Origin of the sequence: Streptomyces mobaraensis (assembly GCF_020099395.1) — a bacterium.
Classification (GTDB): Bacteria; Actinomycetota; Actinomycetes; order Streptomycetales; family Streptomycetaceae; genus Streptomyces.
Genome location: NZ_CP083590.1, coordinates 1,137,883 through 1,152,570, shown reverse-complemented (window position 1 = coordinate 1,152,570; position 14,688 = coordinate 1,137,883). Strand labels below are relative to the sequence as shown.

The following is a 14,688-nucleotide window of genomic DNA, read 5'->3' as shown; positions in this document are numbered from 1 at the left end:
GACGGTGGTGTTGCGTGCGCGGTCAGGGGTGTCGAGCCGGACGGCCTGGTAGCCCTCGCCGCCGATGGCCGCCCGCCGTGCTGCGGCGGTGGAGGGCCGTGGAGGATCATCGGGTCCTGAAGCGGCGGAAGAGGTTGCGGGCCACGTACACGCCCGGCCCGCCGAAGCCGACGATGTCGACGCGTCCGTCACCGGTGATGTCGGCGACGAAGCGGGGGTGGCGGCCGACCCGCCAGGCGCCTGCCTCGTCGTTGTGGCCGAAGCCGCGGCACACCAACTGCGCCTGCTTGAACCGGCCGTCGCCGCAGTTGTGCGACACCCAGACCCCTTCGTCGCCGAAGCCGACGATGTCCGGGTTGCCGTCGCCGGTGACGTCGGCGAGGAACCGGAGGTGCTTTTTGCTCGTCCACTCCTGGTCGAGCCCGAAGTCGTTCAGGACGAGCTCGGAGGGCTCGAACGTGCCGTCGCCGCGCCCACGTGCGACGACGACGCCCTGCGGGCCGAACCCGACGAGGTCCACAGCTCCGCCGTCGGCGGTCCGGACCAGGGACCGGGGGTGCTCCTCGACCGAGCTCCACCCCTGGTCGACCCCGAAGTCGTCGAGGACCCACAGGGGGTCGGCGAATTCTCCCTCCTCGTCCTGGAATGAGATCCAGACGCCGTCGTCGTGGAAGCCCACGATGTCGGCGCGGCCGTCACCGGTCGTGTCGGCAAGGAAGCGGGGATGCTTGTCGGCTACCCACCCACCCGCCTTCTCGTCGTGGCCGAATGCCCGGAGGGCCGGTTTGTCGGCGAGAGGTGCGAACTTCCCTTCCTCGTCCTGGAGTGAGATCCAGACGCCGTCGTCGTGGAAGCCCACGATGTCGGCGCGGCCGTCACCGGTGGTGTCGGTGACGAAGCGGGGATGCTTGTCGGCAACCCATCCGCCGGCCGGCTGCCCGTGGCCGAACGCCTTGACGACCGGCTCGCCGCTCGCGGGCGCGAATTTCTTGTTCTCGTCCTGCAGGAACACGCGGACACCGTCCGCGGCGAGCACGACGACGTCGGGCCTGCCGTCACCCGTCGTGTCCGCGAGGGTCCACAGGTCCTTGGGGCTCGGGGAGGGGACGGGTGGGTGCAGGACGCGCTCGTCGTCCTTGAAAGTGCCGTCACCTTCGCTGGCGGCCGTCACAGCTCCCTTCGCGGGTTTGAGCCCGACGAGGTCCGCCCGGCCTGTTCCGGTGGTGTCGGCGAGGAGCCGGTCACCGAGCCCGGCCCACCAGCACGGTTGTCCGCTGGGAGCCCGGGTGGCTCCGACGCTCTGCCATGCGCCGGCGTCCTGGTCGCTTCCGAACCGCTTGAGGATCAGGAGCATGTCACTGAAGGAGGGTGTCGCGTCGGGTGCCGGCCGCAGCGCGGCCGAGCGTGCCAGTCGCCAGGACTGGCGGCTGTTCCAGTGGCTCAGTGGTGCCCAGTGCAGGACGGGGTCGCTGGTGCGCTCGGGGGCGGCCGTCACGAACCGCCAGTGCTGGCTCGTCGCGCTGTCGTCGTGCTCGCGCAGGACGACCCGGGGGTCGTCCACTGTGGGGTCGGCGAGGTCGAGGACGGCGCCGTCGGTGGCGTCTTCGATGAAGTAGAGGCCGGCTTCGCCGTCGACGGGGACGAGGTGCCACTGCTGGGCCTTCTTGCCGGCGGTGGCGTCCCACTGGCGGACGCCGCGGTCCGCGGTGGCGGGATTGTCGAGGACCTTGCCGCTGACCGCGTTGCTGATCACATAAGCCTGCTCGTCTTGTGCCGGCCCGCCTTGCGTGGCCTGTACGGGGGTGAGCTGCCACTGTTCCGGGCTCGGGCCATCGTCGGGGAAGTCGCGCACGACCAGTGCCCCGTCCGTTCCCGGCGTGGCCCTGGCGCCGAGGATCTTCCCCGTGGCCGCGTTGACGATCTGGAGTTTCAGTCCTTGCGTGGGCACGGGCATCGTGGTGCCTCTTCCAGGCGGTAGGGGCGTGGGCTCGGGACAGGCGTGACGGGGAGACGGCCGCGGCTCATGTGAAGACGTGGTGGTAGGGGACGTTCCACTCGTTGGGCAGCCGCGGGTAGAAGGTGTTGATGACCGTCCCGGTGAAGTCCCCGCCCCAGTTGTAGGTCACGCGCACCTCGCTGTCGGCCGCCACCGCGTGGTCCTTGAAGCCGAGGATGGCGTCGGGGTGGGTGATCGGCACGAAGGTGATCCCGCCCCACGGCGTCAGCGTGACCACCCACAGCTGGGTGTCCTCGAGCGCGCCGTTCTTCCCGCGCCACAGGTCACCGACCTGGTCGGGCAGGCCCACCTGGACGGCGTCGGCCGTGCCCTCGGGGGCCTTCTGGTGGACGGTGATGCGCCGGCGCTGCGGCTTGGGCGCGCCGTCGTCGCCGCGCCCCGCGTCGGCCTGGCCGACGGCGGCGGGCTTGGGTGTCACCTGGCCCGCGGCGCTCTCGATGAAGTACAGCGGGCGCTGTCCGAAGAAGCCGGCGGGAGTGATGTACCACAGGTGGCCCTGCGCCTCCTTGACCGGGTCGAGCTTGGTGGACAGCTGGACCCCCTTGTTGTGGACGCTGTCCGTCAGATCGACGGGCCGCAGGAAGCCGCCGTTGAAGGCGTGGACGAGCATGACCGGCCGGTTCTCGACCAGCGCGGCCACGATCGCGTTGTCGTAGCTGTTCACCGCCACCGGGCCGCCGACCACGAGGTTCGACATCGTCGTGCGTTCTTGGGTGTACATCGCGGGACCTCACCTGTTCTTGAAGTGGAGAACAATAGGCCGGCCGCAGTGCGGCGATTTGCCGCCCACCATCAGCGACCGGTTTAACCGCCCCGGATTGAAATAATCCCGGTATTCATGACGGCCGAATCAAACATCCCCGCCGCCACATGAATCACGGCCGCAACAATCGCGGGAAAGATTTCCTGAAGGCGCCGATCGGGCGGCCGACAGCGCTTTAACTTACCGCGATTCTCAGCTGGTTGGTAATGGCCGGTGAACGTCTTTCACTCGATTGGGTGTGATGTGTGAGGGCTTCTTCCCGGTAAATGATGCAGCTGATAGCTTCGAATTTCGGAAAGCGCGCAGATGTGTGTTCGTTTCTATCGAGCGCGTTTCAGAGAGAATCAGCCGAGGACGGGTAATGCCTTCCACTGCGTACAACCTGGAACGGTTCAAGCGCCATCCGCTGACGAAAAAGAACCTGCGGGAACTCGGCATCGATCTGCCGTCCCTCCTGAAACACCCCAGCCTGGTCTACACCGACAACAACGGCGTGCAGCACAAGCCCATCGGCATCTCCATCAACAAGTCGAGCTCCGGCAGTTTCGCCGACTCCGCGTTCGATCTGGGCTGGCTCGCCTACATGAATCTCGGGGAACCGCTGATCGAGGAGCGGGGCGACATCACTCCGCCCCCGCCGGACACCTTCTCCTCGCGCGCCTACGTCAACCGCAGCGACACGCACGAGATGACCTTCACCGAATCGGTCGAATTCACCGTGTCGAACGGGGTGACGTGGTCGCTCCACGGGGACGCCAAACTCACCTTCGGCGGCACCATCGGCGCACAGCTGCAATTGCAGCTGCAGAACCAGCTCAAGATGGACCTCCAGGCCCAGTTCGGGACGCAGCTGCGGAACGACATGGCGAACAAGAACGCCAACACGGTGACCAACAAGAACAGCAAGGACAGCGTCGGGGTCGACAACGCCAACGCCACCGAAACGGCCACGACGAACTCAACGGGCAACTCCGCGTCCAACTCCGTGACGAACTCTGTGGCGTTCACGACCCAGGGCAGCGCCACTGGCAGTGCTTCGCTCAACGCGCAACTGGCACTTGGCCTCGCGGCCACCGTAGGCGGCTCCCTGACAACGAGCTGGACCTCGAAATCCCAGATTTCCGGCAAGGTCCCGAAGGACTCCCGTGTGGAGACCATCGCCACGCAGCGGCGTGCCCACAGGCATTACGAGTACGAGATCCCGGTGACCTTCGCCGGGTTCCTCGCGGTGAGATACGCCGTGCCGGTTCCGGTCCTTGCTCCCCCGCAGTCCGGGACCCTCCCCGGCCTCGCCCAGGTAGTCGCCCGGGACATCGCCGACATCGACCTGGCCGGCGGCGGATACCGCGTGAAGGGGCGGATGGAAGTCGTCTCCGCCCTGGACGTCCACCACACGATGTTCGAAGCCGAGAGCCTGACCTTCAGCCCACGAGCCCTGTACAAGGGGCCTTGACCGGGCGGCAGCACCGCCACGACGACAACCAGGGGTGATGACCATGGTGTTCGGCAACATTTTCGGTTTCGCGCAGAGCAGCGCGGGGCTCTTCTCCGTCAAGACCGGCGCAGCCGAGTCACAGCCGGGCGCGGACGTCGACTTCGAGGACGCCCAGGAGGACACATACGACGACAAGAACACGAGCCTGTTCGTGCAATCGATCCACGGTGCATCCTCCCGGGCGAAAGTCGTACGGGAGCAGTCACCCGAAGCGCGGGTCATCATGGGCATCCTCGGCTCGTTCATCCAGACCACCAAGGACTCGGCCCGTACGCAGTCCCAGCACGCCCACGCCGACTCGGTCTCCGGCACAGCGTCCGCCGGCATGTCCAAGGCGAGTGAGACGGTGAAGAGGGAAAAAGGCCTGCAAAAGAACGAGGACCTCCAGGACAAGCCGGACAAGGAGGCATACGCCAAGGCCCCCAAGGCTCCGGAGCCACCCACGGCCGCACCGCCCCCCAAGGCGCCCCCGGCGGCCGCCGAGCCTCCGCAAAAACTGGGGGAGACCCAGACGACCAAGACGACCGAGACCACCAAGACGATTGAGACGACCGAGACGACCGAGACGACCACCGAGGAACCGTCCGGCTCCCAGTAGCGTTCAAGCCACGAGGAGGCAGGGGTATGACCGCCCCTGCCTCCTCGTGCGTCATACCGGGAGCAGCTGCCACTGACGGTCCTGGGGAGCACCCGCCGCCTCGTACTGCTTGATCACCGTACGGGCGTTGGTGTCGACGCCCAGGAGCAGACCACTGTTGCGGTTCGCGATCTCGTACACCCGCGGAGTGCCGGTCGCCGGGCCCACCGGGATCAGCCGCCAGTGCTGGTGGTGCGCGTCAGCGCCCTCGTAGGAGCGCTGCGCCACCACCGCCCCCTTGGTCTCCTGCGCTCCCACGACCTCCAGGACCTTGCCGCTGCGCACGTTCTCGATCCGGTACAGGACCTCGCCGTCGTCCTGTCCCGCCGCGATGAGCCGCCACCGCTGGTGACCCCGCGGCACGGTGAGGGTCTGGTGGACCTCGGCCCCGTCGCTGGTGGACTCACGCACGACCGACATCCGCAGCCTGCTGCGGACGTTGGCCCAGGAGACCACCGTGCCCGAATCGGGCAGCCCGGCCAGCTTCGCCGACGTGACCTTTCGGACCCGGTTGTTGGCGTAGTCGGCGATGTAGAGGGTGTCCACGCAGTCCACGGCGAGCCCGTGCGGGGAGCTCAGCTTGGCCGAAGCGGCCGGCTCGCCGTCACCACCGAAGGTCGGGGCGCCCGTGCCGGCCACCGTGCTGATCGTTCCGTCGGCCGCGACCTTGCGAACCCGGTGGTTGTTGGTGTCGGCGATGTAGAGGGTGTCGGTGCTGTCCACCACCACTGCCATGGGCGAGAACAACGGTGCCGAGGCGGCCTGGACGCCGTCGCCGCCGAAGGTCCCGGCACCTGTGCCGGCGACCGTTTTGATCTTCCCGTCGGCCTTCGTGACCTTCCGGACCCGCTGGTTGCCCAACTCGGCGATGTAGAGGTTGCCCGCACTGTCCACCGCGACCGCGCTGGGGTTCTTCAGCTGGGCGGCGGTGGCGAGGGTGCCGTCAGGGGACAGGCCCGCGACCGTCCCGACAACCGTGTTGATCTTCCCGTCGGCCGTGACCTTCCTGATCCGGTGGTTGCCGTAGTCGGCGATGTAGACGTTGTCCGCGCCATCCACCGCCACACCGAACGGAGCGTTCAGATGGGCGGCGGTGGCCAAGACACCCTCACCGCCGTAGGTCGCGGTACCCGTCCCGGCGAACGTACGGATCTTCCCGTCGGCCATGGTGACTTTCCGGATCCGGCTGTTGCCGGACTCGGCGATGTAGAGATCACCCGCGCTGTCCACCGCAATCCCGCGCGGGGTATGCAGCGGGGCTGAGACGGCGGAGACACCCTCTGCCCCACGTCCCGGGCTTCCCGTCCCCGCGACCGTGCTGATCTTCCCGTCAGTCGTGACCTTCCTGATCCTGTGGCCGCCGTATTCGGCGACGTAGAGGGTCCCGTCGCGGTCCACCGCGACTCCGTACGGACCGTGCAACAGAGCCGAAACGGCCGGCTCCTTGTCCCCTTTGGGCCCTCCCGCCGTACCGGTTCCCGCGACCGTGGTGATCAGGCGAGCAGAGTGCTCGCCATTTCCGGCTCCCGTGCTTGCAGTGCTCATCATCGTCCCCTCACTGTTCACCCGACCGCCGACCTGATGGTGACGCCGAGAGGTGGGCAAGCAGAACGAAAAGCCGGGCGCCGGATCACACCGCTGTCTGGAAACGGAGCGTTTGCGCATCTACGGCTCTGGGGCGCCTCCTGCGCAAGGCCGACCACTCGTCGGCATACGACCGAAAGGTCAGCCACCCCCACGAGGGAATAGTAGGCGTGACGTTGACGAAGGGGACGGCGTTTGTCGCTGTCGCGTCGCGGCATGCGGCGGTGACAGCCGCCCCGCATCGTCGAAAGGCGATCATCCTGCCAAGGGCGCGACGACACGCCCGATCCGAGCGTCTCTCCCGCCACGGGATTGCCGGCTGCGTGGGTGTCGTCGCAGGCGGCTCAGAGGCGAGGTCGCGGTGCCAGCTACCGCCTTGCCGGCCGACCAGGGTGACCGCGCGGATGCCCCGATTCCGATCGCGGTCGAGACCTCTCGCGGGCTTCTCGTCGCCTGTCTGCGGGTTTCCGGCAGGCCGGTCCACGCGATCAACCCGCTGGCGGTCGCCCGCTACCGCGAAGCAGTGACAAGGGTCCGAAAGACCCGAGGTTGAGAAGTCTGCCTCACCCCAGGGAGCGCGGTACGGAGTGGAGCGGGTTGTTGTCGGTCTCGTAGGCACGGGCGAGCCTGGGGGGTGCGTCCATCAGGGGCTCACCTGGCCGTCCTGGTCCGGGTTGAGGCCGAGCCTGCCGTAGAGGAGCTGGGCGACGTCGGTGAGGGTGCTGTTGGCGTTGCGCAGCAGCTCCATGGGCGGGATTTCGATGCCGTAGCGGTTGTGCACCTTGACCAGCAGTTCGGCGCCCATGAGGGAGTCGAGGCCGTAGCTGTCGACGCGTGCGTGCGGGTCGATGTCGCCCGCGTCCATCTGCAGGACTTCGGCCAGAAGTCCCGCGAGATGGCCGGCCAGGTAGGCCAGGGCGTCCTTCCTGGACATCTGGCCGAGGGTACGCACCAGCTCCTCCCTGCTGAATCCGTCGCCGTCGGCGGACTCCGGCACCAAGTGGGAGAAGCGCGGGGTGCCTGCCGTGGGGAAGAGCGTGCGTGCCCGGTGCCAGTCGGCGCTGGTCACCGAGGCGACGACCGCGTCCGTGGTCAGGAGGGCCTCGGCGGCGGCGAACGCCTCGGCCGGAGGAACCGCTTCGAAGCCCATGCCCGCCATCATCGTCGCCAGCTGGTTCCGGGCTACGAATCCCACATCGGCGATCGGCCCCCAGGCGATGGCCAGAGCCGGTTCGCCGGCGCGGCGCCGCTGCCGGGCGAGGGCTTCGAGGTAGAGATTGCCGGCCACGTAAGGGGCTTGTTTGACATTGCCGAGCGTGGTGACGAACGAGGAGTACAGCAGGAACAGATCGCACTCGCGGTCGCGGGTCAGGCGGTCCAGCACCGTGGCTCCGGCGATCTTCGGCAGCAGTACGGCGCTCATCCGCTCGGTGCCGAGCTTGAGGAAGTCCTCGTCGTCCAGGTGCATGGCGCAGTGCACGACCCCGCGAAGGGGGTGCCCGCCGGCGTCGATGCGGGCGACGAGCTCCGTCATCCCCGCCAGGTCCGTGGCGTCGGCCGCGTAGGCGGTGGCCGTCACGCCGCGCTGCCGTAGCCCGGCGAGGACCTCGTCCGCCTCCGGGGCTTGCGGGCCGCGACGGCTGACCAGGGCCAGATGCCTGGCACCGCGGCCGGCCAGCCACGCGGCGGTCGCCGCCCCGAAGCCGCCCGTCCCGCCGACGACGAGATACGTGCCCTCCGGATCCAGCCGCGGGGCGCGGCGCAGCGGCTCCACCAACGGGGGCTCGTCCAAGGTGTCGAAGGCGACCACGATCTTTCCGATGTGCCGGGAATGCTGGAGGAGCTGGAAGGCGTCGGCGACGCGTGCCGCGGGAAAGACACTGTGCGGCAGTGGACGGAAGCCTCCCTTCGCGGCAGCCTCGGAGACCTCCGAGAGGAGGGCGACGGCGCTGCGGGAATCGGCGAGCACCTTGGTCAAGTCCATGCCGAAGAAGGCGATGTTGTTCAGGAACGGGCGCAGCAGCAGGGGCTTGTTCTCGAAGAGGTCGCGCTTGCCCAGTTCGACGAAGCGGCCGCCCGGGCGGACCAGTTCCAGGCTCCGGGCCATGCCCTCGCCGGCAAGGGAATTGAGGACGACGTCGACGCCTTGGCCGCCGGTGATCTCCTTCACCTTTTCGGCGAAGTCGAGGCCGCGTGAGTCCAGGGCGTGTTCGACGCCGAGGCCGCGCAGCAGACCGCGTTTGACACCGCTGCCCGCGGTGGCGATGACGTGTGCGCCGTGCGCCGCCGCGTACCGGGTCGCCGCCAGGCCCACGCCGCCCGCTCCACCGTGTACGAGGACCGTCTCCCCCGGTCGCAGGCGGGCCAGGGTGCCGAGGGCGTACTGCACCGTGGCGCAGGCGACGGGCAGGGTCGCCGCCTCCTGGTAGGTCATGGGGAAACCGCCCGGGATGCGCCAGATGGCCCGGGCTTCGGCCAGGGTGTGCGAGGAGAGGAAGCCGGACGCGAAGCCGGCGACGCGGTCGCCGGGCTTGAAGTCGGTGACTCCCGCGCCGCAGGAGACCACGACGCCGGCTCCTTCCACTCCGTAGCCGTGTGTGGAGCTCGTGCCCTCGAACACCTCCTCCGGCAGCAGCCCGACCACCTGCATCATGTCGCGGTAGTTCAAAGCGGCGGCCTTGACCTGGATCAGCACGTGCCCGGGGCCGGGCCGGGGAAGCCCGGTCTCCTGCCAGGAGAGCCGGTAGGACAGGCCGGGGTTGGTGACCTTCAAGGTGAAGGCGCGATCCTGCCCGGCTGTCGCGGTCAGGGGTGCGGCCACGGGACGGACCTGCTCACGGGGGACGAACCGGCCGCCGCGCGCCAGGACGATCTCGTCCTCCGCGCCGGGGTCGAGGAGCTCGCGGACGAGCCTGCGGGCGTCGTCGCCCGGATCGTCGTCGGCGGCGGTCAGGGCGATCCTCCGGCTGTGCAGCTCGGGATGCTCGTTCGCCAGGCAGCGGGCCGCGCCCCACCAGGCCGCGGCGACGGGCGGGGCCTCGTCCGGCTCCGTGCCCACGGGCAGAGCGGCGTTGGGGCCGCACACGAGCCAGATCTCCGGGCGGACGGTGTCCGGCAGTTCCCGGCAGGCGGCGGCCAGGGTGCGCAGGGTTTCCAGCTGACGAGCCGTGTGCCCCGCGATGCCGCCCGGTTCGCGCTCGTCCGCCGGCCCGAGGAGGAGAGTGACGGCGAGTGTGCCCGCCTGGGGAGCGGCACTGGCGAGCAGGCCGGTCCAGGCCTGTTCGGTGGCACCGGCCACCACCGGGCCGACGGCCGTACCCCCCGCCCGCGCTATGGCCTCGACCACGGCGCCCGCCAGTGGTGTGACCGCGTCGGCTGTGGCAGCGACCAGGTGGTGGGTGCCGGCCCGGGGGGCGGGCAGGGCTGCCGTGGGTGCGGTGCCCGGCTGTCCGGCGGGGGTGGCGGCGACGATGACGGAGCTGCCCTCGCGCGCCGGAGCCCGGTCGTCTCCGGTCTGGACGACCTCCGCGAATCCGCAGTCCGCGAGAAGGCCGGGCCACGCGTCCCGGGACAACAGCGGTGAGCCGGGCCGCACATCGGTGTCGACGCGTGTGTGATAGCTGTCCAGCGTGCCGAAGATCGGCAGAGGCAGGTCCTCGGTGTGCGGCTCGATGGCGAGGAGATGGCCACCGGGCGCCAGCAGTGCGGAGAGCCCGCGCAGGGCATCCGGCAGGTGCTTCGCGGCGTGCAGCGCGTGGGCCGCGACCACCAGGTCGAAGGAGTGCGCGCCGTAGCCCTGCTCTCCGGCGGCCACGTCCAGGTCGAACGTGCGGTACTCGACGAAGTCGTACGCGCCGAAGCGGGCTTGGGCCCGGGGCAGGAAGTACGCGGAGACGTCGGTGAAGTGGTAGCGGGTACGGTCCGCCGGAAGCAGGGGCAACAGGGCGGCGGCCGTGCCTCCGGTGCCCGCGCCGACCTCCAGGATCCGCAGGGGACGGTCCGCCGGCCAGCGCCGCACGATCTCCCGGACCAGCGTCTGGACGATGCGGTTGTGGAAGCGGCAGAACGGCGCGATGTCGTAGAACAGCTCCAGAACCTTGCTGGTGGAGTCCTCGACCAGCAGATCCAGCGGATCTTCGGCACCGCGCAGGATGCCCTCGAGGCGCTGGGCCTGGTGGGCGAAGAGCGCCAGCTCCACGCAGTGGCCGGGGCTGCTGTCGACGATCTCCCACCCGCCGGCCCCGGGCGTGGCGTGGGCACCGGTCAGGCGGAGCCGGCCGTCCGGACGCCGCTCGGCGAGCCCGGTCCTCACCAGTTCCGGTGCCACCCATCGTTCGAGGCGGCGGTACTTTTCCTCGTCGAAGCCCGCCGCGGCGAGGTCTTCCGGGGTGAAGGGGGCCGCGGGGTCGGGCAGCGCACGGGCGACCGTGGCGGCGAAGGCGCGCAGGAAGTGCTGGACGGCGAGCGGAAGGAACTGATCCCAGCGCAGCGCGCGTCCGTCGGCACGCAACCGTGCGATGTGCCCGGCGCAGGCGGTGACGAGCTCGTGCGGTGCGGGCAGCGGGGAAGGGCGGGCCGGTTCCTCCGGGTGCGGTGCGGCACGCAGGACGGTGTGGGTGACCTGCGGCGAGCGGCTGCGGTCGGAGGCGACACGGCGCAGGCGGCAGCCTTCGAGCTGAACCGTGACGGTGCCGTCGGGGTCGGTGACGAGGATGTCCCAGCACACCTCTTCGTGGGTGCGGGACCGTTCGTGGACCATGAAACAGCCCGTCGCCGACGGGGTGGCCCAGACGCGGACGGCCCGGATGCTGCGGGGCAGGTACGCCAGGCCCGCGTCGAGCCGGCCGAGGAGCAGCGCGACGCCGGTCTGCAACGCCCCGTCCAGAAGGGCCGGGTGAACGGTGTAAGGGGCTCCGGGAGCGTCGTGCGCGTAGCGTGCGAAGGCCACGCCCGGCCCTGTGCGCAGCTCGTCGAGGACCTGGAAGGCGGATCCGTAGCACAGGTCCACGCCGGCGCACGAGGCGTAGAAGGCATCCGGCTCGATGCGGTCGGAGCACCGGGCGCGCCAGGTGCCCGGGTCCGTGGCCGCCGGGCGCCGGGTCAGCAGGGTGCGGACCCGGGCACGGCAGTGCGTGCCGGCCGTGTGCGGTTCACCGCTGGAGACGAGGACCGTGCCGTCGTCGGGGGTGAGCACGGTCTGGAGACGCGTGCCGGAGGCGTCTTCCCAGGGCACGACCAGGCCCCGGGCGATGTCGAGGTATTCGACCTCGACATCGGTGCCCAGCACCAGCTTCCCGGCCGCCAGGCACATTTCGACGAACGCGGTGGCCGGCACCAGGACCGTTCCGCCCACGCGGTGGCCGGTCAGCCAGGGCATGACGGCCGGTTCGACGGCACCGGCCCAGGTCGGGACGGGGGCTTCGGCCCGTGCCCCGAGCAGCGGATGCTCCCGCTTGGCGCCTCTCGTCCACTGCTCCTTGCCTCCGCCCCAGTGGCGCTCGCGCTGCCAGGGGTAGGCGGGCAGCGCGACAGCGCGGCCGGGCCGCGGGAAGTACCGGTCCCAGTCGGTGCGCGCGCCCGCCGCGACCAGGGCGGCGCGGGCGGTGGCGAGGGCGCGCGGCCCGTCGGCCCCGCGGCGCAGTGTCGGCACCACCGCCACGGTGGTCCGGGGGCGTGCCTCGGCGATGCGGCGCAGATAGGCGCGCAGCACCGGGTGCGGGCCGGTCTCCAGGAAGACGTCGGCTCCGTCTTCGAGCATCTGCTCCACGGCGTCCTTGAAGCGCACCGGCCGGCGCACGTTGCTCCACCAGTACTCCGCGTCCAGATCCTGTCCGTTGGTCTGCGCGCCGGTCACCGTGGAGTAGAAGGGCACGGTCGCCGCGGCGGGTCCGAGCCCCGCGAGGCCCTCCTTCAAGGGCTCCCGCAACGGGTCCATGGCCCGGCTGTGGAAGGCGTAGTCGAGGCCCAGATCGCGGAAGAAGACCTCGCGCTCCCGCAGGGCGGCGCCGAAGTCGGCCAGCGCGTCGGCGGCGCCGACGACGGTGACGTCCTTGGGGCCGTTGACCCCGGCGATCTCCAGCCCCCGGCCGAAGGACCGCAGGTCGTCGGCCGCCCGCTCGGCGTCGAGGCCGACCGCGGCCATCCGCCCGCTGCCGGCGGCCCTCGCCTGCGTCCGGCCGCGTACGGCGGCCAGGCGGGCGGCCTGGCCGAGGGAGAGGGCCCCGGAGGCGTAGGCCGCGGCCACCTCGCCCGCGCTGTGACCCACCACCATGGCGGGGCGCACGCCTTGGGCGCGCAGCACGGCCATGATGCCGAGCTGCACGGCGAACAGCAGGGGCTGGGCCACCTCCGTCGCCTCCAGCCGCCACTGTCCGGCCGGAGCCGCCAGCCGCTCGGCGACGGACCATCCCAGGTGCGGGGCCAGTTCGGCGTCGGCTTCCGCGATCGTCTCGCGGAAGACCGGGTCGGTTGCGAGGAGATCGGCCGCCATGCCCGCCCACTGGGAGCCGTTTCCGGCGAAGACGAAGGCGGTCCGGCCGGCAGCGACCGCCGTGCCCGGCGGCCGGGAGTCGTCTTCGGCGAGGCCGGCGAGGAGCCGCGCCGCTTGCGCCGGCGTATGGGCGAAGACGGCGGCTCGGTACTCGTGCAGGGCGCGGCGGAGGCAGGAGGTGTACGCCAGGTCGTAGAAGTCCTCCGGGGCGGTCGTGGCCAGGTGGCCGGCCATCCGGGAGACGGCTTCCCCCAGTGCCTTCGGGGTGCGGGCGGAGACCATGACGGGCAGGCCCTCGGGAGGCACCGGGCTCGCGGGGAGGCCGGGGGCGGGTGGATCGGGCGGGGCGGCCGCCACGATGACGTGGGCGTTGGCACCGCCGAAGCCGAAGGAGTTGATGCCGACGACGGGCCGGTCGGTGGCGGGCAGCGGGCGGCTCTCGTCGGCGAGCCGGAGGCCGAGACCGGTGAAGTCGATGCCCGGGTGGGGATTGCCGGCGTACGGGGAGGCCGGCACCATGCCGTGCTTGAGCACCAGCAGGGCCTTGCACAGCCCGGCCATGCCGGAGGCGGGCTCGAGATGGCCCAGGTTGGCCTTCACCGAGCCGATCGGCAGTTCCCCGCTGATCCGGCGGATGCCCAGGGCACGCCCGATCGACTGGGCCTCGGCCGGGTCGCCCACGGGCGTGCCCGTGCCGTGGGCCTCGACGTAGACGAGCTCGTCGGGGCGGACTCCGAACTCCGCGTACACCCGCCGCAGCAGGGCCTCCTGGGCCTCGGGGTCGGGCAGGGAGAGTCCCATCGTCCTGCCGTCGCAGTTGCTGCCGCTGCCCAGGATCACACCGAGTACCCGGTCCCCGTCGGCCAGGGCGTCGTCGAGCGGTTTGAGGAGCACCATGCCGCCGCCCTCGGCCCGGACGAAGCCGTCGGCATCGGCGGAGAACGACGCGCATGCCCCGCGCCGCGACAGCATCGCCGCCTGCGAGAAGCCGACGTAGATGTACGGACTGATCAGGATGTTCGCCCCGCCGCACAGGGCGGTACGGCTCGTACCGTCCCACAGGGTGCGGCAGGCCCGGTCCAGGGCGACCAGCGAGGAGGAACACGCCGTGTCCACCGCCATGCTCGGGCCGCGTAGATCGAACGTGTGGGAGAGCCGGTTGGCGGCGATCGAGGAGGCGACCCCGGCGATCGTGTAGGGGCCGATCATCCGTGGTTCCAGCATCTGCAGGAACCCGTAGGAGCTGTCCGAGATGCCGATGTAGACCGCGGTGTCGCTGCCGGCCAGGGAAGCCGGAGGAATCGAGGCGTCGTCGAACGCCTCCGCCGCCAGCTCCAGCAGGAGGCGGTGCTGTGGGTCCATGTGCGCGGCTTCCTTGGGCGAGACGCCGAAGTAGCCCGCGTCGAAGTCCGTGATGTTGTCGAGGAACCCTCCGGCCGCGGTGTAGCTCTTTCCCGGCCGTGGCATGGCCGGGTCCACGAACAGGTCGACGTCGAAACGGTCTTCCGGAACCTTGCCGACCAGGTCGCGTCCCTGCCGCAGCGCCGTCCACAGATCATCGAGACCGTTGACGCCGCCGGGCAAGCGGCATGAAGCCCCCACGATGGCGATGGGCCGTGGAACCTCGGCCCCAGGCTTGGGCATGGGCACGGCCTTTCCGGTCGGAGTGATGACAACTCGGCATTCGCCTGGTCGTGTTCAC

General features: G+C 70.3%; 6 protein-coding genes and 1 pseudogene. 3 read left to right on the top strand and 4 right to left on the bottom strand.

Annotated features, from left to right (window positions below):
- Positions 1-106: 106 nt before the first annotated feature.
- Both K7I03_RS04745 and K7I03_RS04740 read right to left on the bottom strand, forming a co-directional pair.
- Positions 107-1,954, bottom strand: a complete 1,848-nt coding sequence (locus tag K7I03_RS04745) for an FG-GAP-like repeat-containing protein (protein ID WP_185942168.1) — start codon at positions 1,952-1,954, stop codon at positions 107-109.
- A 67-nt stretch (positions 1,955-2,021) separates the two neighbouring features.
- Complete coding sequence (locus K7I03_RS04740) at positions 2,022-2,738, bottom strand: hypothetical protein (protein WP_185942167.1); 717 nt, start codon at positions 2,736-2,738, stop codon at positions 2,022-2,024.
- A 403-nt stretch (positions 2,739-3,141) separates the two neighbouring features.
- Between K7I03_RS04740 and K7I03_RS04735 the strand changes: the two genes are divergently transcribed.
- Both K7I03_RS04735 and K7I03_RS04730 read left to right on the top strand, forming a co-directional pair.
- A complete protein-coding gene (locus K7I03_RS04735; RefSeq protein WP_185942166.1) occupies positions 3,142-4,233 on the top strand; it encodes a hypothetical protein in 1,092 nt (363 codons plus the stop codon).
- A gap of 37 nt (positions 4,234-4,270) precedes the next feature.
- Complete coding sequence (locus K7I03_RS04730; protein ID WP_398856568.1) at positions 4,271-4,873, top strand: hypothetical protein; 603 nt, start codon at positions 4,271-4,273, stop codon at positions 4,871-4,873.
- Between the two features lie 51 nt (positions 4,874-4,924).
- Here the strand turns inward: K7I03_RS04730 and K7I03_RS04725 are convergent, their stop codons facing one another.
- Complete coding sequence (locus K7I03_RS04725; protein WP_185942165.1) at positions 4,925-6,457, bottom strand: NHL domain-containing protein; 1,533 nt, start codon at positions 6,455-6,457, stop codon at positions 4,925-4,927.
- Positions 6,458-6,872: 415 nt separating this feature from the next.
- Here K7I03_RS04725 and K7I03_RS04720 point away from each other — a divergent pair.
- Positions 6,873-7,016 (top strand): annotated as a pseudogene (locus K7I03_RS04720) (IS110 family transposase); the annotation flags it as partial.
- A 123-nt stretch (positions 7,017-7,139) separates the two neighbouring features.
- Here the strand turns inward: K7I03_RS04720 and K7I03_RS04715 are convergent.
- The gene (locus K7I03_RS04715; RefSeq protein WP_185942164.1) at positions 7,140-14,630 is read right to left on the bottom strand and encodes a type I polyketide synthase; all 7,491 of its coding nucleotides are present in this window, start codon (positions 14,628-14,630) and stop codon (positions 7,140-7,142) included.
- Between the last annotated feature and the right edge of the window lie 58 nt (positions 14,631-14,688).

Bases quoted from the DNA above. Each gene is read 5' to 3' on its own strand.
- K7I03_RS04745 (WP_185942168.1), bottom strand. From the start codon at position 1,954: ATGCCCGTGCCCACGCAAGGACTGAAACTCCAGATCGTCAACGCGGCC.
- K7I03_RS04740 (WP_185942167.1), bottom strand. From the start codon at position 2,738: ATGTACACCCAAGAACGCACGACGATGTCGAACCTCGTGGTCGGCGGC.
- K7I03_RS04735 (WP_185942166.1), top strand. From the start codon at position 3,142: ATGCCTTCCACTGCGTACAACCTGGAACGGTTCAAGCGCCATCCGCTG.
- K7I03_RS04730 (WP_398856568.1), top strand. From the start codon at position 4,271: ATGACCATGGTGTTCGGCAACATTTTCGGTTTCGCGCAGAGCAGCGCG.
- K7I03_RS04725 (WP_185942165.1), bottom strand. From the start codon at position 6,457: ATGAGCACTGCAAGCACGGGAGCCGGAAATGGCGAGCACTCTGCTCGC.
- K7I03_RS04715 (WP_185942164.1), bottom strand. From the start codon at position 14,630: ATGCCCAAGCCTGGGGCCGAGGTTCCACGGCCCATCGCCATCGTGGGG.